At 66.7% G+C, this 18,527-nt stretch carries 17 protein-coding genes; 11 read left to right on the top strand and 6 right to left on the bottom strand.

The features are described 5' to 3' along the window. Positions 1-7: 7 nt before the first annotated feature. The 3 genes from BKA23_RS08195 to BKA23_RS08185 are packed head-to-tail and all read right to left on the bottom strand — an operon-like array spanning position 8 to position 5,628. The gene (locus tag BKA23_RS08195; RefSeq protein WP_145227141.1) at positions 8-1,228 is read right to left on the bottom strand and encodes a pyridoxal phosphate-dependent aminotransferase; all 1,221 of its coding nucleotides are present in this window, start codon (positions 1,226-1,228) and stop codon (positions 8-10) included. 24 nt (positions 1,229-1,252) lie between these two features. Next, complete coding sequence (locus tag BKA23_RS08190) at positions 1,253-4,456, bottom strand: AAA family ATPase (protein ID WP_145227139.1); 3,204 nt, start codon at positions 4,454-4,456, stop codon at positions 1,253-1,255. Further along, on the bottom strand, positions 4,453-5,628 hold the full coding sequence (locus BKA23_RS08185) for an exonuclease SbcCD subunit D (RefSeq protein WP_145227137.1): 1,176 nt from the start codon (positions 5,626-5,628) through the stop codon (positions 4,453-4,455). The genes BKA23_RS08190 and BKA23_RS08185 overlap by 4 nt, the downstream gene beginning before the upstream one ends. 132 nt (positions 5,629-5,760) lie before the next feature. Here BKA23_RS08185 and BKA23_RS08180 point away from each other — a divergent pair, with 132 nt between their 5' ends. Beyond that, a complete protein-coding gene (locus BKA23_RS08180) occupies positions 5,761-7,242 on the top strand; it encodes a glutamate-cysteine ligase family protein (RefSeq protein ID WP_145227135.1) in 1,482 nt (493 codons plus the stop codon). A gap of 55 nt (positions 7,243-7,297) precedes the next feature. On the opposite strand, the gene BKA23_RS08175 is transcribed toward BKA23_RS08180, so the two are convergent. Beyond that, positions 7,298-7,909 (bottom strand): histidine phosphatase family protein, encoded by a 612-nt coding sequence (locus BKA23_RS08175; RefSeq protein ID WP_246104519.1) that lies wholly within the window; start codon positions 7,907-7,909, stop codon positions 7,298-7,300. Positions 7,910-7,940: 31 nt separating this feature from the next. Here BKA23_RS08175 and BKA23_RS08170 point away from each other — a divergent pair, with 31 nt between their 5' ends. Together BKA23_RS08170 and BKA23_RS08165 are read left to right on the top strand one after the other, a co-directional pair. After that, complete coding sequence (locus BKA23_RS08170) at positions 7,941-8,366, top strand: OsmC family protein (protein WP_145227133.1); 426 nt, start codon at positions 7,941-7,943, stop codon at positions 8,364-8,366. A gap of 13 nt (positions 8,367-8,379) precedes the next feature. Continuing rightward, on the top strand, positions 8,380-8,919 hold the full coding sequence (locus BKA23_RS08165; protein WP_145227131.1) for a DUF1697 domain-containing protein: 540 nt from the start codon (positions 8,380-8,382) through the stop codon (positions 8,917-8,919). A gap of 88 nt (positions 8,920-9,007) precedes the next feature. On the opposite strand, the gene BKA23_RS08160 is transcribed toward BKA23_RS08165, so the two are convergent. Next, positions 9,008-9,442, bottom strand: coding sequence for a cupin domain-containing protein (locus BKA23_RS08160; RefSeq protein ID WP_145227129.1), 435 nt, complete (start codon positions 9,440-9,442; stop codon positions 9,008-9,010). 23 nt (positions 9,443-9,465) lie between these two features. On the opposite strand from BKA23_RS08160, the gene BKA23_RS08155 reads away from it, so the two are divergent. The 4 genes from BKA23_RS08155 (at position 9,466) to BKA23_RS08140 (ending at position 12,059) form a co-directional block, all read left to right on the top strand. Then, on the top strand, positions 9,466-10,086 hold the full coding sequence (locus tag BKA23_RS08155; RefSeq protein WP_145227127.1) for an L-threonylcarbamoyladenylate synthase: 621 nt from the start codon (positions 9,466-9,468) through the stop codon (positions 10,084-10,086). A gap of 110 nt (positions 10,087-10,196) precedes the next feature. Continuing rightward, a complete protein-coding gene (locus tag BKA23_RS08150; RefSeq protein WP_145227124.1) occupies positions 10,197-10,541 on the top strand; it encodes a YbjQ family protein in 345 nt (114 codons plus the stop codon). Then, positions 10,538-11,206, top strand: coding sequence for a GNAT family protein (locus tag BKA23_RS08145; RefSeq protein WP_145227122.1), 669 nt, complete (start codon positions 10,538-10,540; stop codon positions 11,204-11,206). The genes BKA23_RS08150 and BKA23_RS08145 overlap by 4 nt, the downstream gene beginning before the upstream one ends. Further along, positions 11,199-12,059, top strand: coding sequence for a DUF3626 domain-containing protein (locus BKA23_RS08140; protein WP_145227120.1), 861 nt, complete (start codon positions 11,199-11,201; stop codon positions 12,057-12,059). Before BKA23_RS08145 ends, BKA23_RS08140 begins: the two co-directional genes overlap by 8 nt. Positions 12,060-12,238: 179 nt before the next feature. On the opposite strand, the gene BKA23_RS08135 is transcribed toward BKA23_RS08140, so the two are convergent. Beyond that, positions 12,239-13,969 (bottom strand): HNH endonuclease signature motif containing protein, encoded by a 1,731-nt coding sequence (locus BKA23_RS08135; protein ID WP_145227118.1) that lies wholly within the window; start codon positions 13,967-13,969, stop codon positions 12,239-12,241. Positions 13,970-14,340: 371 nt separating this feature from the next. Between BKA23_RS08135 and BKA23_RS08130 the strand changes: the two genes are divergently transcribed. From BKA23_RS08130 to BKA23_RS08115, 4 genes are all read left to right on the top strand, one after another. Next, the gene (locus BKA23_RS08130; protein ID WP_145227116.1) at positions 14,341-15,324 is read left to right on the top strand and encodes a quinone oxidoreductase family protein; all 984 of its coding nucleotides are present in this window, start codon (positions 14,341-14,343) and stop codon (positions 15,322-15,324) included. Positions 15,325-15,368: 44 nt separating this feature from the next. Next, positions 15,369-16,295: an SCP2 sterol-binding domain-containing protein gene (locus tag BKA23_RS08125; RefSeq protein ID WP_145227114.1), complete on the top strand. Its 927-nt coding sequence runs from the start codon at positions 15,369-15,371 to the stop codon at positions 16,293-16,295. A gap of 30 nt (positions 16,296-16,325) precedes the next feature. Beyond that, positions 16,326-17,066 carry a type 1 glutamine amidotransferase gene (locus BKA23_RS08120; RefSeq protein ID WP_145227112.1) on the top strand — a complete coding sequence of 247 codons (741 nt, stop codon included), beginning with the start codon at positions 16,326-16,328 and terminating at the stop codon, positions 17,064-17,066. 124 nt (positions 17,067-17,190) lie between these two features. After that, positions 17,191-18,522 carry an MFS transporter gene (locus BKA23_RS08115; RefSeq protein WP_246104518.1) on the top strand — a complete coding sequence of 444 codons (1,332 nt, stop codon included), beginning with the start codon at positions 17,191-17,193 and terminating at the stop codon, positions 18,520-18,522. Positions 18,523-18,527 lie beyond the last annotated feature (5 nt).

The following is an 18,527-nucleotide window of genomic DNA, read 5'->3' as shown; positions in this document are numbered from 1 at the left end:
GTGACCGTCAGGCGCGAATCGTGCTCAGATAATTGCCGATTCGACCGATCGCCTCGGTGAGCGTGCCGACGTCCGGCAGGGTCACCAGGCGGAAGTGGTCCGGCTCGAACCAGTTGAAGCCGGTGCCGTGGGTGACCAGGATCTTCTCGGCGCGCAGCAGGTCGATGACGAACTGCTGGTCGTCCTTGATCGGGTACACCTGCGGGTCCAGTCGCGGGAAGCAGTACAACGCGCCCTGTGGGCGCACACAGCTCACTCCGGGGATCTCGTTGAGCAACCGCCACGCGGTCATCGACTGTTCATAGAACCGGCCGCCGGGAACGATGAGCTCCTCGATCGACTGGTAGCCGCCCAGCGCCGTCTGAATCGCATGCTGGGCCGGCACATTCGCGCACATCCGCATGTTCGCCAGCAAGGTCAGCCCCTCAAGGAAGTCGGTCGCCAGGTGGCGTGGGCCGGTGATGGCCAGCCAGCCGCTGCGGTAACCGCACACGCGGTAGGCCTTGGACAGTCCGGAGAAGGTCAGGCAGAGTACGTCGTCGCCGGCGAAGGTCGCGGCATGGTGATGAACGGCGTCGTCGAACAGGATCTTCTCGTAGATCTCGTCGCTCATCAGGACGAGGTCGTGCCGTCGGGCGATGTCGACGAAACCGCGGACGATGTCCTCGCTGTAGACCGCGCCAGTCGGATTGTTCGGGTTGATCAGCACCAGCGCATGCGTGTTGGGGGTGATCTTGGCCTCGATGTCGGCCAGGTCGGGATTCCAGCCGTTGGCTTCCTCGCACCGGTAGTGCACGGGGGTGCCGCCGGCGAGGCTCACGGCGCCTGTCCACAACGGGTAGTCCGGCGCCGGCACGAGGATCTCGTTGCCGTCGTCGACGAAGGCCTGCAGCACCATCGAGATGAGCTCGGAGACCCCGTTGCCGATGAAGATGTCGCCGACGCCGACATCCCGCAAGCCGCGGCTCTGGTAGTAGTGCGCAACGGCGGTGCGGGCCGAGAAGATGCCACGCGAATCGCTGTAGCCCTGGGATTCCGACAGGTGATGGACGATGTCCTGCTGGATTGCCTGCGGGGCCTCGAAACCGAAGGGCGCGGGATTGCCGATGTTCAGCTTGAGGATGCGATGGCCCTCGGACTCCAGGCGTTCGGCCTCGACCAGGATCGGACCGCGCACGTCATACCGAACGTGCTGGAGCTTGTCGGCTTGTCGGATGCGTCTGGCCACGGCGGTCAGCTTGGCACAGGGTCGTCAGGCAGCGGGGGAGGACGTGGCCGCGTGGACCAGGATCTGTGAGCCGCGGTCGGTCTTGCGCACCTCGATCTGGGCCGGGATGCGGTTGCGCAGCTCGGTGACGTGACTGACCACGCCCACCGCGCGTCCGCCGGAGCGAAGCTCGTCGAGCACCTCCAGCACATGCTCGAGAGTCTGCTCGTCCAGCGAGCCGAAACCCTCGTCGACGAGCAGCGTCTCGAGCTGGCGGCCCCCGGACTCGGCCAGCACCGCGTCGCCGAGCCCCAGGGCCAGCGACAGTGATGCGATGAAGCACTCTCCGCCCGAGAGGGTGTCGGTGCCGCGGGTGGTGCCGGTCCAGTTGTCGATCACCTGGAGGCCGAGACCGGATTTGACCCCGTGCGCGGCGAGCCCGTCATGGTGCTGCAGCAGGTAACGCCCCTCGGTCATCACCTGCAGTCGCTCGTTGGCCAGCGCGGTCACCGTCTCCAACCGCGCAGCGAGAACGTATGACGTCAGCCGCATCCGCATCACATTGTCTCCGCCGCCGTTGACGGCATCAGCGACAGCGGCGACAGTGTCGAATTCGCTTCGCAATTGGGCAGACTCGTCGACGAGAGCGGTCACCGTCGAGTGGCTGCGCTGCAGAAAACCGAGAGCACGCTGGCAGGCCGCCAGATGCGTCGTAGCCGTTCTGACCTGACGATCGGCGTCAGCCAGCGTCTGGCGTGCCGCCATGAGATTCGGCTCCGGCTCGGCCAGTGCCGTTTGGACAGCGGGGAGCTCGAGAACCCCCTGCGCTTTGGCGTAGGCCTGCTGCTGTCTGGTCAGGTCTTCGCGGATCGCGGCGATCTGCGCCGGCGAGAGTGCTGCGGCACGCGCGTCCCCAGCCGACCCGAAGTCGTGCTCGCGCAGTGCCGCGGCCGTCGCCGTCGACGCGGCCGCAAGTTCGCGTTTCGCGGTGTCCTCATGCCCGAGTGCCCGACGCAGCTGCATCAGGAGCGCGATCGCCCGCTCATGGTGGCGCTGCGCCGAGCAAGCCGCGACCGGCTCCGTGTCGCAGCCGGGATCGGCGGTCCTGCAGCAACACTCGGCGGCGTGGCGTTCGGCCAACAACTGCGCGGCGGCTGCTTCCGCCGCGAACCCGTCACGAGCCGCGGTGGCCTCTGTCTGTGCGGCGGTCAACCTGACCATCGCGGCCGTCAGCAACTCGTCGATCTGCTGGAGTTCAGCCTGCGCCTGTTGCACGGCTTGACGGCTCGCCTGCGCGATGCGGTCGGCGCGAGCCGCTGTCGACACACGCTCCTGGCACCGCTCGCGCTGAGTCCGCAGGATCTCCAGCTGATCTGCGAGGTCGCTGGTCGCATCGAGCGTCGCGAGGTCGCCCGTGATGTCGCCCAGCGCACCGGATGTCGTGACCGCCGGGTCGGGCTCGGGTGAGGCGCCCAGCAGCTCGGCGTACTCCTGGCGCAGGCGTTCTTGATAAGCATCACGGCGTGCACTCGCGGCACTGCGGATCTCGGCTGCGTCCTGCAGACGGCCGAGCGCCACTGCCGCGGCTGCGTCGGCGTCGGCAACACGCTCGCTGGTGACGGCTCCGTCGGCGGGCTGGGCGAGGTCGGGGTGTGACTCGGAACCGCACACCGGGCACGCCGAACCTTCGTCGAGATCTACCGCCAGCTCGGCGGCGATCCCGGCCAGGCGCCGGCGGCGAAGATCGATCACCAGCCGCTCGCAATCATGGAAGTCCTGCTTCGCCGCAACTTCCGCACGGCTTGCCGCGTCGGTGTCGCGACATGCATCGATCACGAGTTGTGCTGTGGCGATTGAAGATTCGATCTGATGTAGCAGCTGCTGCGCCGGGGCCAGATCGGCCGCATCAGCAGCGCTGTCATTGAGCTTGGCCTGCGCCTCCTGCCGTTGAGACGCTGTTGCGTCGTGGCGCGCCACGAGCGCGGTGTGGCTGTCGTTGGCGGTCTGCACAGCGGCGGCGGTCTGCGTCATACGTTCGCGGGCATGGTCGACCCGGGGCTGCGCCGCGGTCAGTTGCGCCAGGACGTCCGAGCCGATGCCCAACCGAGCCTGCAAAGTGTCGAGCACCTCCGAGGTCGCATCGTCGACATCCAGCAGTGCCGATGCGGCCGTGTCGAGATGGATGGCGAGTTCGCCGGCCACGTCGCGCAGGTCGGTCGCGGCGCTCTCGAGATCGGCTTCGCGACGTTCGTTCTCCGTGACCAGCGTCATCACCTGAGCGGCGATCTCGGCGCGGTCGGCGCGCCGGACAGCAGCAGTGTGTGCGTCACGGGCAGCGTCATACGACTCGACCACCGCGGCGGCAGCGGCCGCGTCCAGCCGCGCCTGCACGGCGGTCTGAGCCGACTGCAACGCTGCGGTCGCGGTCGCACGCATGCCGTCGGCTGCATCGCTGTCGGCCATCGCGGCGGTCACTGCGTCGGACACCTGCGCTTGCAGGGCAGCGATGGATGCGGGTAGTTCGGTCACCGGGCAGGTGGCATCGGGTGTGATGGTCACATCCGCTGGGGGGACCAGCTCGAGCTCGGCGACAACGTCACCGACACGAGCCACCTCTGCGGCGATGGCGGAGTCCGCCACCGTCAGCTGGGTGGCCAACTCGCGTCGGTGACTGCTGAGCCACGCCTCGACGTCACGGAACCGCTGGATGTCGAACAACTGCCCGAGCACAGCGGCGCGTTCGTCTGGCTTGGCGCGCAGGAAGGCCGCGAACTCGCCTTGCGGAAGGAGCACGACCTGCTGAAACTGATCAGCCCCCATGCCGAGCGCGTCACCGATGAGTTGCCCCGCCTCGTCGGCCCGGCTGGCGATGGTGCGCCACCGGTCACCATCGGCCTCGTCCACCTGCACCCGTCCGCGACGAGGCGTGGTGCCGGTGCCACGCTTCTTGGGCGCCTGGTGGTCGAGGGTGCGCAGCACGCGCAACCGTCGCCCGGCCACGGTGAACTCGACCTCCACCTCGGGTTGCGTGCCGGCCGGCGCGTGTTCGCTGACCAGGGAGCGATTGCCACGCACGCCCGGCACGGTGCCGTAGAGCGCGTAGCACAGGGCATCCAGAATCGAGGTCTTGCCCGAGCCGGTCGGCCCGTGAATCAGATGCAGCCCGCATGCGCTGAGGTCGTCCAGGTGTAGCTCCTGGGTGTCGGCGAACGGGCCGAACGCGGTGATCCGAAGACGATGCAGCTTCATGCGGCGCCGGTTTCTCGCCGAACGCGCACCTGGCCCTCGCCCTCGTGCTCGGCGCGATTGGCAGCCGCTGCGGCGAAGGCCGAGCTGAGAACCTGTCGCTCGCCGGGAGTGGTGTCGACCCCGCCGCGGACGTGCTGCAGGAAGTCGCAGCACAGGTCGACATCGGTGCGACCGGCGATCCGCGCGGCATATGAACGCCTGGCCAGGTCACCGCCCGGTGCCGCGAACTCCAGTTGCACCGTGTGCGGAAAGCGCGCTCGAATCCGCGCCATCGCCCCGCGAGGTCGCGCCTGGTCGGTCAGCGCCACCTGACACCAGGCGTCCTGCGCCCAGTCGAGCGAACGGTCCGCCAGCAGTTCGGGGAGCGTCCCGCGCAGCCGGGCAAGGCGCCGCTCGACCGGCGCCGGCACCAACTCGCAGCCCGGCTGCCCAGAGCCGAGGTCGACCAGGATGCTGCCCTTGACGTGGTCGGTCTCGGAGAACGACATGGCGACGGGGGAGCCGGAATACCGAACCCCGTCAGCAAGGGCCTGATGCCCGTGCAGGTGGCCGAGCGCGGCATACGACACGTCGGCGAAGACATCGAGCGGCACCGCGCCCAGCCCGCCGACGCTGATGTCGCGCTCGGAGTCGGAGGTGGTCGCGCCGGTCACGAACGAGTGGGCCATCGCGACCGACGGCACCTGCCGGTAAGCCATGTCTGCACGGATCCGGCTCATTGCCGCTCGCAGCACGCCGGCGTGGGTCCGCTCGTCGGCGCCCAACACAGGCGCTGCGACAGACGGCTCGAGATACGGGATGGGGTACACCACCGCACCGCCCAGATCGACCGGGCGGCCGATTGAGTCGACGGAGGTGCGGATGTGCAGTCCCGCGTGCTCCATGACCCGCGACCCGAAACCGAGACGTATGGCGGAGTCGTGGTTGCCACTCGACATGATCACCTGCGCACCCGTCGACAGCAGCCTGGCGAGTGCGTCGTCCAGCAGCGCAACCGCGTCGGGTGACGGCAGGGCCCGGTCATAGATGTCGCCGGACACCAGCACGGCGTCGACGCCTTCGGCGGTCACGAGGTCGACGAGGTGATCGAGGTAGTGCGCCTGCGCACCGAGCAACCCGACACCGTGGAAACCACGGCCCAGGTGCCAGTCGGAGGTGTGGATCAAGCGCATGCCGCGACACTAAATGCCGCCACCGACAGCGGCCGGTAACTGGTCCGGCGTGTGCGAAACGCGGTATTTCTCACACGCGACAGGCAAATGTGCGAACGTTGCGCCCACAGGGTGCCGATCGAAAGGCTGGCCATGGGCGAGGACGTTTCCAGCACGTCATACACGCGCGAGCAGCGACAGCGTTACCGCGAAAAGGTGCGGCAGGACCTCGACGTCTTCGAGCGGATGCTCACCACCCACAGCTTCGAGTTCGAGCGCCAGCTGACCGGCATGGAGATCGAGTTGAATCTCGTCGACAGCCACATGCAACCGACGATGAACAACGCCGAGGTGCTGCGCAGCATCGCGGACGAGGACTACCAGACCGAGCTCGGGCAGTACAACATCGAGCTCAATGTCAGCCCGCGCCCGATGCCGGGGGATGCAGCCCTGGAACTTGAGGCGGACCTGCGGACGAGCCTCAACCGGGCCGAGAAGATGGCGCTCGAGGCAGATGCGCAGATCGCGATGATCGGGATCCTGCCCACGATCATGCCGGAGCACTTCACGACCCAGTGGATGAGCGCCAATGCCCGGTATGCCGCACTCAACGAGGCGATCTTCGCGGCGCGCGGCGAGGATCTGTTCATCGACATCGAGGGCCTCACCGGTGAACGCCTTGCCATGTATGCCGATTCGATCGCCCCGGAGTCGGCGTGCACATCGGTGCAGCTCCACCTTCAGGTGCAACCTCACCTGTTCGCCGACCACTGGAACGCCGCGCAGGCGATCTCCGGCATACAGCTGGCGATCGGCGCGAACTCGCCGTACTTCTTCGGCAAGCAGTTGTGGCACGAGAGCCGCATCCCGTTGTTCGAGCAGGCCACCGACACGCGTTCGGTGGAGTTGAAGGCTCAGGGGGTGCGTCCCCGCGTGTGGTTCGGGGAGCGCTGGATCACCTCGATCTTCGACCTGTTCGAAGAGAACGTGCGCTACTTCCCGGCGCTGTTGCCCGAGACCAGCGACGAGGACCCGGTCGCCTTGTTCGAGGCGGGGAAGGCGCCGCGGCTGTCCGAACTGCGCCTGCACAACGGCACGGTCTACCGCTGGAACCGGCCGATCTACGACATCGTCGACGGCAAACCGCACCTGCGGATCGAAAACAGAGTGCTGCCGGCCGGTCCGACGATCCTGGACGGCATGGCCAACAGCGCCTTCTACTACGGCGTGGTGAAGATACTCGCCGACTCCGACCGGCCGGTGTGGACCCGGATGAGCTTCTCCGCCGCCGAGGACAACTTCACCTCGTGCGCTCGTCGCGGTATCGACGCGCACGTCTACTGGCCCGGCTTCGGCGAGGTGTCCGCCGACGAACTCGTCCTGCGCCATCTGCTACCGCTTGCGCACGAGGGTCTCGCCAAGTGGGGCGTCGCGACCGCGGTGCGCGATCGCTACCTCGGCGTCATCGAGGACCGCTGCCGTGCGGGCGTCAACGGCGCATCGTGGCAGATCGCCTGCGTGAACGGGCTGGAGGAGCAGGGCAAGGATCGAGCGGCGGCCCTGTCAGGCATGCTGCAGCGGTACCTCGACGGCATGCACTCCAACGAGCCGGTGCACACCTGGCCGCTGCCTTGAGCGCAACGGTCGGCCGGCAGCCACAGTGATCGGAGGAGCACCGAGCGCGGCCGGGTCAGGCGAAGTCGCCGCCCTCGTTCCACACCTGGATGCATGGTGTGCCGTGGTAGAACCCGAGTTTGGACAGTGACGCCGCATTGAGCATCAACTGCGCGCCCATCCGTGGTGGCTGCCGCAGGAAGATCGCGGCGAAGATCCGCAGCGAGTGGCCGTGCGCCACGAGAGCGACGTTGCCGTGGTCCATCAGCGGCACGACCTTGCGGACCACGTGGCTGACGCGGGCTGCGACATCCTCGACAGTCTCCCCGGGAGTGGCACCGGGCACGACCCCGTCAGCGAAGATCTCCCAGCTCGGGTCGCCGAGTTTTTCGCGGATCTGCGGCGTCGACATGCCTTCGTAGCCGCCGTAATCCCACTCGCGCAGGTCGTAGTCGATGCGCACATCCGTCAGGCCGGCAAGTTCGGCAGTGCGACGCGCCCGCTGCAGCGGGCTGCAGAACGTCGCCACGACGTCGAGCTCGGCGACCTGCTCGCGCAGTTTGCGGGCATCGGCTTCTCCGTCGGGCAACAGCGGCAGATCGGTCGTGCCGGTATGCCGCCCGTCACGCGACCACTCGGTCGCACCGTGCCGAATGAGGATGATGCTGTGGTCCGAGTGCGCGCTCACGAGTTGTCACGGTAGTGGCAGGCTGGCCTGTATGACGATTCAGGATCAGCATCGGTCGGTCAGCCTCACTCGGACGGCTTCGGGCACGTTCCGCGCCACCAACGCTCGCGGTGGCACCTTCGACTTCGGCAGCGGCGGCGATGAGCAGTTCACCCCGGTCGAAATCCTGCTGACCGCCATTGCGGGCTGCTCGGCCATCGACGTCGACATCCTCACGGGCCGGCGCAGCGAACCGACGAGCTTCGAGGTGGTCGCCGAAGGTGACAAGCTGCGTGACGACGACGGCAACCACATGGGGCCGATCCACGTGACCTTCACGGTGCGCTTCCCCGACGGCGCCGACGGTGACCGGGCGCGTGAGGTGCTGCCCGACGCGATCCGCCAGTCGCATGAGCGATTGTGCACCGTCAGTCGCACGGTGCTGCTGCCGACCGACGTGACCATGCACGAAGCCTGAGGCGGTCCGCGCGATGCCGACGTATGTCGCATTCCTGCGAGCGGTGAACGTACGTCCGCGGTGGGTGAAGATGGAGACCCTGCGGATTCTGTTGTCCAGCAACGGTTTCAGCGATGTCGAGACCTACATCCAGAGTGGCAACGTGCGTGTCACGACGCCCATGCGCAGTGCTGCCAAGGTCAAGGCGACTCTCGAGGAGATCATCGAGGCGGAGTTCGGCTTCCCTGTGCCATGCATCCTGCGCACGCCCGCGGAGCTGTCTCAGATCCTCCACCTGGTCGACACATTGCCCGATCCGTTGCCCGGCGGCGCCACCCGGCAGTACGTCACGTTGTATGACGCACCGCCCACCGACGAGCACACACAGCGACAGGTGCAGTGGGACGTTCCGGGGGAGCGCCTGTATCCGCACGGTCGCGAAACCTATTGGTGGCTCGCGAAATCCACGCATGAGGCGAAGGTCTCGAATGCTGTGCTCGAACGAGGTGGCAACGTCGCGACGACGCGTGATCTGAAGGTGATGCGGACGCTGGCCGCCACGTGGGGCGCCTGAGCGCGGCCGCTCGGCCGAACTTGAGCTCAAGGCAACTCGGGCTCAGCGCGCAGCAAGTTCAACACGTCGAGTCCAACACGGCGTGCGTTCAGCGCAACTCGAAATCGGCGAAGTCGAAGCCGGGCACCACGATGCACGACACCAACACCGGCTCGTCGCGCAGCGGCCGCGCCGCCTGCCAGTGGCCTCCCGGCACAAGAGCCTGCGGTCGCTCACCGGCAGTGATCTCGCTGCCGACGACCACTGTCGTGGCGGACTGCGGATCCTGGCCGTCACCGCCGAGCGACAGTTCCAGCGGGCCGCCTCGGTGATGCAGCCAGAGTTCGTCGGAGTGCACCCGATGCCACGCGCTGGATTCACCCGGCATCAGCAGGAAGTAGATCGCCGTCGCGAGCGAGCGCGGTGCGTCATACGGCGCGGGAAAGTGTCTGGAGGTGTGGTGGCGGTAGGTCTCGGCGTACCATCCGCCCTCCGGATGCGGTTGCAGGTCAAGGGTTTCGGCCCAGGAAGGCAGCGTTGTCACGCGTTTGGTCCTAACGTGGGGGAATGGCCAGGTACTTCGACGTCCACCCTAGGGATCCGCAGCCGCGCAGCATCGGTCAGGCGGTGCAGATCCTGCGCGACGGCGGACTTGTCGCGTATCCGACCGACTCCTGTTTCGCGCTCGGCTGCACGATGGGCAATCAGGAGGGCCGGGACCGCATCGTGCGGATCCGGCAGTTGAACGACAAGCACAACTTCACCCTGTTGTGTGCCGACTTCGGACAGTTGGGGCAGCTGGTGCACATCGACAACAAGGTCTTTCGCGCCATCAAGTCGGCGACTCCCGGGCCGTACACCTTCATCCTTCCCGCGACCTCGGAGGTGCCCCGCCGGCTCTTGCAGCCCAAACGCAAGACCGTCGGCGTGCGCATCAGCGACCATCCGGTGGCCTGTGCGCTCGTGAAGGAACTCGGTGAGCCGATGATGACCAGCACCTTGCTGCTGCCGGACGAGGACGAACCCCTCACGGACGGGTGGCAGGTCAAGGAGGAGCTGGACCATCAGGTCGACGCGGTCATCGATTCCGGGGAGTGTGGCATCGAACCGACCACGGTGATCGACTACTCACAGGGGTATCCCGAAGTCGTCCGCATCGGCGCCGGCGACCCGGCCCCCTTCGCCTGAGGCGGTTCTGCTGAAGCTGCTCGCCTGACGTGCCGGAGCGTCGGCGCGGACATTGCGGTCGTTGCGCGAGTTGCCCGACATACACCTCTGTCGTTGCCTACTGTTGGCCCATGATCATCGTGACGACGAACGACATCCCCGGCTTCCGGATCCTGGGCACGTATGGCGAATGCTTCGGTCTGACCGTGCGCTCGCGCAACATCGGCTCCAACATCGGCGCCGGATTCAAGTCGATGGCAGGCGGTGAGCTCAAGGGCATCACACAGTTGCTGATCGAGTGTCGCCAAGAGGCACTGGGCCGCCTGGCAACGGAGGCGCAGAACCGCGGCGCGAACGCCGTCGTCGCCTTCCGCTTCGAGACGACCGAGTACAACAACACCGGCATCGAGGTCTGCGCCTACGGCACCGCCGTATACGCCGAGCAGCTGCAGGCAGCGGCCCCGCAACAGCAGTGAGCGAGGGCCGTCAAGGCCATCCACTTGCCAGCATCCTGACCGACTGCGCCGATGGGCGGTCTCTGCCCGTCGACGGCGGTTGGACTCGTATACCGCCGTGGCGACCGGGCACGTATGCCGTTCTCGCGTTCACCGGTCATGCCGTCATGTGCGTGCCACCGCGGTGGGATGACGAGGCACTGACGGCGTTGGGCGTCAACGGTTTCGGCGGTGCGGCGGACCCCCGTGTGATCACCGCGCTCGCCGGTGACGGCGGTCGGATCGACAGCCTCGATCTGGTGGTGGCGGCCCGGGGGCGGCCGGGTCCGCAGCGGCTGCTGGTGCCGCGACCTGATCTGGATAGGCACCCGCGGGCGCAGTTGGCTGCTTCCTGGCGCGACGAGTTGCAGGTCCTGGGCTTGGCCGACAGTGCTGATGTGATCGTCACCTGCGGCCGCGGCCTCGGTGGTCTGGCGGAAATTGGATTCGAGTTGGCGCCGGAGGTGCGTGGCGGTGGTCTGATCGGCGCAGTGCTCGAGGCGACGACGCACCTGGTGTGTCCGGGTGAGGTGCTGTTGGCGTCGGCGTCGCCAGGAAATGTCGCCAGTGTGCGAGCACTGCTCGCGGTTGGTTTCGCGCCGATCGGCAGCGTCCAACTTTTCTCCCCAAGGGGTGTCGATGCCTGACCGGGTTACGACCGCTCTTGCGCACGTCGCGGCACGGTCACACGGTTCCGTGTTGGATCCGACCTTGCGTGTGACGTGCAGCTTCCATCCGGATCGACTCACGACGCGTGCCGACGAGTGGGTGATCGAGAGCCTGGTTCACAGTGGCGCGTACCTGTCGCAGTTCGTCACCGCGACGAGCAACGGCGGTTTGACCGCATACCCGGGTGGTGATCGATTCCGTTGGGAGAGCGCCATTTTCGGTGAAGCGTATGACGGTGGCACCGTGGACCTGCGGCCCAAGTACGGGGCACTGAATCACCGCCACCGGTCGTTCGGCGCCTCACCGCGGTTCGGCTCGTCATACATCCGGTTGGCGTCTCACACGCTGCGGCGAACGACGTTCTGCTTTCCCGACAGCAGCGCGTCACCGACGGCTTTCGGCACTGCGGATCGCTGTGGTCTGACTGATCTGGCCGACGCTGCGGAGTGCGATCTGCTGGATGACTACGTCGAGGCGCATGTTCACGGGCACATCGATCTGCGCACCGACGTCGAGGCGATCGTCCTGGATCCGAGCTTCCGCGGGACGCGCGTCGAACGAGCTGTCGCAGACGCGCCGTGCGCGGTCGAGTGGCATGAGGGTTTCGTCGCCGACGTTCGGCAGATCGGGGCACATTCGCACTATCGCGGAGCGGAGGTCGTTCGGCTCGCGGAAGCGGCAGCCGTGGACGGGCGGTTGGTGCCTCGGATGATCGGTGATCTTGCTCGGGCGGGCAGGCATGATCCCCAGCAGGTGAAGCAGGTGTGGAACTGCACAGCTCGCTTCGGTGTCGCTGAATGGCGTCAAACGCCACCTGCTGGCAACAACTGATTCGCACTCGACCTGCCAGCGGCAGAATTGGCGCCAATCGCCGGTCTTGAACTCGTGCGCGCGAGCCGCATCGGTGTCTGCCCACCACCGGGCCGTGACGTCAGTTGGTGAAGCGCGGAGACTCCGTCGCCGGTGGCTGTGCTTGACACCACGGATCTCGGTGCCGGGTTCCTGTCGGTTCAGTCGGCGGGTTGGGTGAGGTAGCGACGGCCGCTGGGGCTGGTCCAGGTGCAGACGCCGTCGGTGGTCATGGTGACCTGCCACCGGGTTTGGTGCTTGACCCGGTGATGATGCCGGCACAGGGATTGCAGGTTCGCCGGGGTCGTAGCGCCTGCCGGCCAGGGGGTGACGTGGTCGGCGTCGCAGTAGGTGGCGGGTTGGGTGCAGCCGGGGAATCGGCAGTGCTGGTCGCGGTCTTTGACGAATCGGGCGATGCCGGCGGTGGGGCGGTACTTGGTGGAGGTTGCTTGGACCAGGACACCGGTGGTCGCGTCCAGGAGTGTGCGTGCCAGGGACACCCCGAGCGTGCTGGTCAACGCGTGGACGTGGGAGGGCAGGATCGTTCCGACACCAGGCACGATCACCGGACCCAACCCCGCGACCGACCGGCCCTGCACCGCGGACGACTCGACCGACTGGCTGGTCGCGGACGACTGGCCGGGGCTGTCGTGCACGGTCGAGGCTTCACCGTCCGGGTAGTCGCCGCGGTGCGCCTCGGCGGTGAACACGCCTTCGCCGGGTGGGTCGGGTAGCGAGTCGACCAGGTGTGCCAGGGCGGTGTCCCAGTCGATTTCATGGTCGGGGTCATCGTCGAAGACGTCGTCGGGTGGTTCCGGTGGGACCGCACGAGTCCACCCGTCCTGGTCGTCGGGTGGTGGTGGGTCGTTCTCGGTACGGACGACCTGGGTCCAGCCCATGGTGTGCGGGTCGGGGAACAACCGGTCACACAACGCCGCGACCCGTGCCCGAGCAGTATCCGAGCAGGTGTCGAGGTCGGCCGAGCCTGCCTGACATCCCGCATCAACATCGACCCCGGTCATGACGGGGATACCGAAAGTGAGGTGGGTGTCGATGTGGACGTTCTGCAACACCAAATCCACCAACGCATCGACACGGCATTGCGGCAAACTGATCACCTCCACCGCATCCTGATGAAGTTGCCGGGCCAGTTGCTCCACCGCGGACATGATCCGCGCTGCTTGGGCTGAGTCCAGCACGACCTTGATCTCACTCAACCCCGGAACCTGGGAGGCGCGACAGGACACCCCGACCTCCCGCTCCCGGGCCTTGGCACCGGATGCTTCTGCCGCGGTCGGGTCAAGGTCGGCCAGGATCCTCGGGACCCGCCTGGCAATCTGCGTGGTGGTCAACCCACCAATCCCTTGATCCAGGAGCGCGGACTCCACCGCGGCCGCGGTCTCAGCGGACGCGCAGCCCAAGGCGGCGGTGACCTTGTGCATCTTCTCCACCGCTAACCGGCCAGCCCCCACCTCCCGCAACAGTCTCGGTGTCAACGTGACCGCGTCCAGGGCTTGGTCCAGGCGGGTATCGGCTTGCCGGGGACCCCAGGCCAGCAGGGCCCCGATCTCGGAGGAGACCCATTCGTTGGTCCATCCCAACTGGTGCCGCACCCACGACGTCACCGGCGGACCCTCGGTCTCACCGGTCAGGTCGATCACTTCTTCAATCGAAGCGACCTGCGCCAACCGCACCACCCGGGCACCATCCACCGAATTCGCCACCCGCTGCACGGCCTCGACCTGCGCCAAGAGCTCGTCCCGGGACAACCCGGGAGCATCACCGCAGATCACCTCGAACGCCCGCACCATCAACACACCCGCCGCTTCCAGCAACTCCGAACTGGAGGCAGACTCCACCACCGACTCGGCCAGCAGTGGTGCGATCGACATACCTCATCGTACATACGTTCGAGTCGAGATGCAAGACGAACCGCACGAAGGTTGAGGTTTGGCACCGAAGCGGTTCCGCAGCCGAGGCCACGGCCACGGCCATGGGCACGATTCGGCAGCACACTCATGTGTCACGTCGAATTCCTGGGAATGGCCGAGGCCACGGGCGCGATCCGGCAGCACACCCATCGCGAGCTTCGCACGTCACCATCACCTGACCTGCGCTGCCCGACGTCCTGTTGCAGCTCGATCCATGGCGTTGTCGACCGTGTCCATGGTCGGCCGGCGACATTGTCACTCCAATGTGGAAAGCGCGTCGCTGAGGGGCGGGTACCGCACGTCGCTCATTCGACCGCAATAGGGTCGAGGGCATGACTCGTGCTCTTGTTGTCACCACTCCCGGCGACCGAGAGGTCCTGCAGGTCCAGGACCGCGACGTGCCGCTGCCAGATTCCCGCGAGGTGCAGGTCCGCGTCGCCGCAGCAGGGGTCAACTTCATCGACGTCTACAAGCGTCAGGGGATCTACCCCATCCCAACACCGTTCGTGCTCGGTGAAGAGGGTGCCGGTGTCGTCACGGCCGTCGGTGCCGATGTGACCGAGTTCGCAGAAGGCGATCGGGTCGCGTGGGGTCAGGCGGCAGGCAGCGCCGCCGAACTGGTGAATGTTCCGGCCGCTGCTGTCGTGCCGGTGCCGGACGGTCTGTCGCTCGAAACCGCGGCGGCCGCGATGCTGCAGGGCATGACCGCGCACTACCTCGTCGAGTCGACCTGGCCGGTGCAAGCGGGCCAGATCGCTCTGGTGCACGCTGCCGCAGGGGGAGTCGGCCAGCTGCTCGTTCAGTTGATCACCGGGAAGGGAGCCGGCGTCGTCGCGACCGCGGGATCTGACGAAAAGCTCGAGATCGCAAGGGCGTTGGGTGCTCGACACCTGATCAACTACGCGACCTTCGACGGTGACCTTGCGCAGGAGATCCGCCGCGTTGCGGGTCGCGGCGTCGACGTCGCGTATGACGGAGTCGGCAAGGCCACTTTCGACGCATCACTGGCCAGCCTCCGTCCTCGGGGAATGATGGTGCTCTTCGGCGGCGCGAGCGGTCAGGTGCCGCCGTTCGACCTGCAGGAGCTGAACAAGCGCGGTTCGCTGTTCGTGACACGGCCGAGTCTGGGCGCCTACCTGCAGGACCGCGAGGAGTTGCTCTGGCGCGCGGGGGACATCCTCGGACAGCTCGCCGACGGATCTCTGCACCTCGACATCGGCGGACGGTATCCGCTGGAACAGGCCGCCGATGCGTACCAAGCGCTTGAAGGCCGCCGGACCACCGGCAAACTGATCCTCACCATGCCCCAGCACTGAGAACCGAGCGGCCCCACACGCCACCCCGAAATCGAGGGACGAGTATGCCGAGCACCATCGCGGACCTGACCGACATCGACCCGGCGCGCGCCGCCCAACGGATCGCCGAGTTCGACCCTTCCGACCTCGCGGACGAGGTGCGGGGACTCCCACTGGCGCAGCTGAATCTGCTTGCGGCTCAGGCTGATCGGGCCGTGCTGATCATAGACAAGATGCTCACGACGATCCCGGCATACGTTCCCGTCGACAAGCTCGCCGGCATCCTCGGCGTCGTCGGATTCGAACTCAGCGACGGCGCCGACTTGGTGCTGGACCGCACAGTGCGCTGGCGCGGCACGACCGTGGAAGACGGCTCTGATGCCACCGAGTGGGATGTCATCATCCGCAGCTCACCGAGTGACTTCCTGCGGCTGCTCGCCGGGCACGCCAATGCAGGACTGCTCGCGATCGAAGGTCAGCTGGAGATCGAAGGCGACGCAGAACTCGCCCTCGCTCTGTCGGGCACCCTTGCAGGAGCTGACGATTCGGACCACAGCATCGACCCGGGCGCGATGGATCCGGCCGATGTCGGCGCGTCGGTGAAGGCAGTCAGCGACCAGACGCTGGCTCGCGTGATGGCCGGGCCGGTAGGGCCGATCGTGCTCGCCGAGGTCTTCCACCGACTGCCCGATCACGTCAACAAGCGCAAGGCCGCGCGCCTGACGACGACCGCCGTCTTCAAGCTGACCGGTGGCCCCACCGTCGAGCGGTATGTCGTGCGCATGGTCAACGGCGTGGCGACGGTCGAGACCGGCGAAACTGCCGATCGAAACACAACGATCTCGATGACCTCTGCGGACTTCCTCAAGCTGGCGACCGGCAACCTCAATGCCGTCAAAGCCGGACTGCAGGGCCGCATCAAGGTCAGCGGCGACAAGGCGGCGGCGATCACGCTCGGACGCGCGATGGAGACCCCGAAGCCGCGCAAGTGAGCCACTGACAGCCTCACTAACCTCGGTGCCATGCAGCCTGACACCGAACCCGTCGTTGTCTTCATCCAGCACGAAGCCGCCGCCGGTCCCGGCCTGGTCGGCGCCCGGATGCGCCACCGCGGGATTCCCACCACAACAGTCCATGCGTATGCCGGCGACCCCGTGCCGAGTGACCTTGACGGGATGCTCGGCCTGGTCGTGCTCGGTGGCGCGGTCGGTCCGTGCGAGGACGATGCCGCACCGTGGCTGCCGGATGTACGAAACCTGTTGCAGCAAGCTGTTTCTCGCGACCTTCCGACCTTGGGCCTGTGCCTCGGTGCAGAGTTGCTGGCAGTGGCGTGCGGTGGTGCAGTGACCCGGATGGTCGGCGCACCTGAGCTCGGCCTGCACTCCCTGCGCCTCACCTCCGCGGGGCGGGCAGACCTGCTGTTGTCGGCCATGAGCGAGGACGCCATGGCCGTCGAATGGCATCAGGAGGAGATCAGCAGTCTGCCGCAGGACGCGGTGTCGCTGTGCGAGACAAGTCGGTGTCCCAACCAGGCATTCCGGCTGGGGGATCGGGTGTGGGGAACGCAATTTCACCCGGAGGTTCTCGCGGTCGACATCGAGCCGTGGGCGGCCGCTGACACGGACGGTCTGGCACGCGCGGGTCGCACCGCAACCGACGTGCTCGACGAGGTGCGCGCGGCGGAGGATCGGCTCCGTCACGAGTGGGAGGCCCTCGCCGACCGGTGGATAGATCTGCTCTCACCCGGCGGACCAGTCGGCTGAAGGGGAGCTCCGGCATACCGAACGATGTCGGGATGACGCGGTTGCATTTACATAGAATATAGATATAAAGTGCTGCCGTGCGCCGCTCCCAGGTTCACGTCCCCGTCGTTCGAAAGGTTTTCGCGTGAGTCACGCTGCCGTCGATGACAAACAGTCATCCATGTGGAATCAGCCCAAAGCCGTGTATGCCGTCGCATTCGCGTGCGTCGTGTCGTTCATGGGCATCGGCTTGGTCGACCCGATCCTGCCTGCCATCGCCTCCCAGCTGCATGCCTCGCCGAGTCAGGTGACGCTGCTGTTCACCAGCTATCTGGTCGTCACGGCCGTTGCGATGCTCGGCACCAATGCGGTCTCGAGCCGCATCGGCGCCAAGAAGACGCTCATCGGCGGTCTCGTGCTCATCGTGGTGTTTGCAGCACTCGCAGGCTCCGCCGGATCGATCGGCGGCATCGTCGGATTCCGCGCCGGCTGGGGTCTGGGCAACGCGTTGTTCATCGCGACCTCGCTGGCGGTCATCGTCTCGTCGGCCACGGGCGGATTTGCGGGCGCGATCATCCTGTACGAGACCGCTCTGGGTGTCGGCATCGCCGTCGGGCCGCTGCTCGGCGGCATCCTCGGATCGATCTCCTGGCGCGGCCCGTTCTATGGCGTCTCGGTGCTGATGCTCATCGCGTTGATCGCGACGGTCTTCTTTCTGCCGGCCACCCCGAAGCCCGAACATCCCACGTCCCTGACCGCGCCGATTCGCGCGCTGCGGCACCGCGGCCTGCTCACAATGGGCCTGGCAGCACTGTTCTACAACTGGGCGTTCTTCACCATGCTCGGTTACGCGCCGTTCCCGATGAAACTGTCTGCGATCAAGCTCGGCCTGGTCTTCTTCGGCTGGGGAATCTTCGTCGCGTTGTTCGCTGTGTTCGGAGCACCTCGGCTGCAGCGACGTTTCGGCACTGCTCCCACGCTGTATGTCGCCCTCGCGGCCTTTGCAGTCGACCTTGCGATCATCGCGATCTGGCCGACCAATCGCACCGTGTTGATCTGCGCTGTCATTGCAGCCGGAATCATGATCGGGATCAACAACACTCTGACGACGCAGGCCGTCATGGTGATCTCGCCGGTTGAACGCCCCGTCGCATCAGCGGCATATGGCTTCGTCCGCTTCATCGGTGGGGGTCTGGCCCCGTACGCGGCGGGCAAGCTGGTCGAGCACTTCAACCTCCACGTCCCCTTCGCCATCGCGGCCGGAAGCGCACTCGTCGCCGCTGCGCTGTTGTCGACCGCCCACCGCACCCTGCAGAACGCCGACAAAGGCATGGACGAGGACGGCCACTCGGTGGCCGGAGCGGACGAGGATCAACTCGTCGCGGGTGAATTCGGAGACGAGTTCGGCGGCGCCGCCGGTGCGATCGACGACTTCGAGCGCGCGCACGAGCGTGTGGATTCGGCAACCAACAAATGACACCG

It is taken from the genome of Rudaeicoccus suwonensis (assembly GCF_007829035.1).
GTDB classification, from domain to species: Bacteria; Actinomycetota; Actinomycetes; order Actinomycetales; family Dermatophilaceae; genus Rudaeicoccus; species Rudaeicoccus suwonensis.
This window is presented reverse-complemented; position numbering and strand designations above follow the sequence as displayed.

Coding starts and splice junctions, on each gene's coding strand:
- BKA23_RS08190 (WP_145227139.1), bottom strand. CDS start 4,456: ATGAAGCTGCATCGTCTTCGGATCACCGCGTTCGGCCCGTTCGCCGAC.
- BKA23_RS08185 (WP_145227137.1), bottom strand. CDS start 5,628: ATGCGCTTGATCCACACCTCCGACTGGCACCTGGGCCGTGGTTTCCAC.
- BKA23_RS08180 (WP_145227135.1), top strand. CDS start 5,761: ATGGGCGAGGACGTTTCCAGCACGTCATACACGCGCGAGCAGCGACAG.
- BKA23_RS08170 (WP_145227133.1), top strand. CDS start 7,941: ATGACGATTCAGGATCAGCATCGGTCGGTCAGCCTCACTCGGACGGCT.
- BKA23_RS08165 (WP_145227131.1), top strand. CDS start 8,380: ATGCCGACGTATGTCGCATTCCTGCGAGCGGTGAACGTACGTCCGCGG.
- BKA23_RS08155 (WP_145227127.1), top strand. CDS start 9,466: ATGGCCAGGTACTTCGACGTCCACCCTAGGGATCCGCAGCCGCGCAGC.
- BKA23_RS08150 (WP_145227124.1), top strand. CDS start 10,197: ATGATCATCGTGACGACGAACGACATCCCCGGCTTCCGGATCCTGGGC.
- BKA23_RS08140 (WP_145227120.1), top strand. CDS start 11,199: ATGCCTGACCGGGTTACGACCGCTCTTGCGCACGTCGCGGCACGGTCA.
- BKA23_RS08135 (WP_145227118.1), bottom strand. CDS start 13,969: ATGTCGATCGCACCACTGCTGGCCGAGTCGGTGGTGGAGTCTGCCTCC.
- BKA23_RS08130 (WP_145227116.1), top strand. CDS start 14,341: ATGACTCGTGCTCTTGTTGTCACCACTCCCGGCGACCGAGAGGTCCTG.
- BKA23_RS08125 (WP_145227114.1), top strand. CDS start 15,369: ATGCCGAGCACCATCGCGGACCTGACCGACATCGACCCGGCGCGCGCC.
- BKA23_RS08120 (WP_145227112.1), top strand. CDS start 16,326: ATGCAGCCTGACACCGAACCCGTCGTTGTCTTCATCCAGCACGAAGCC.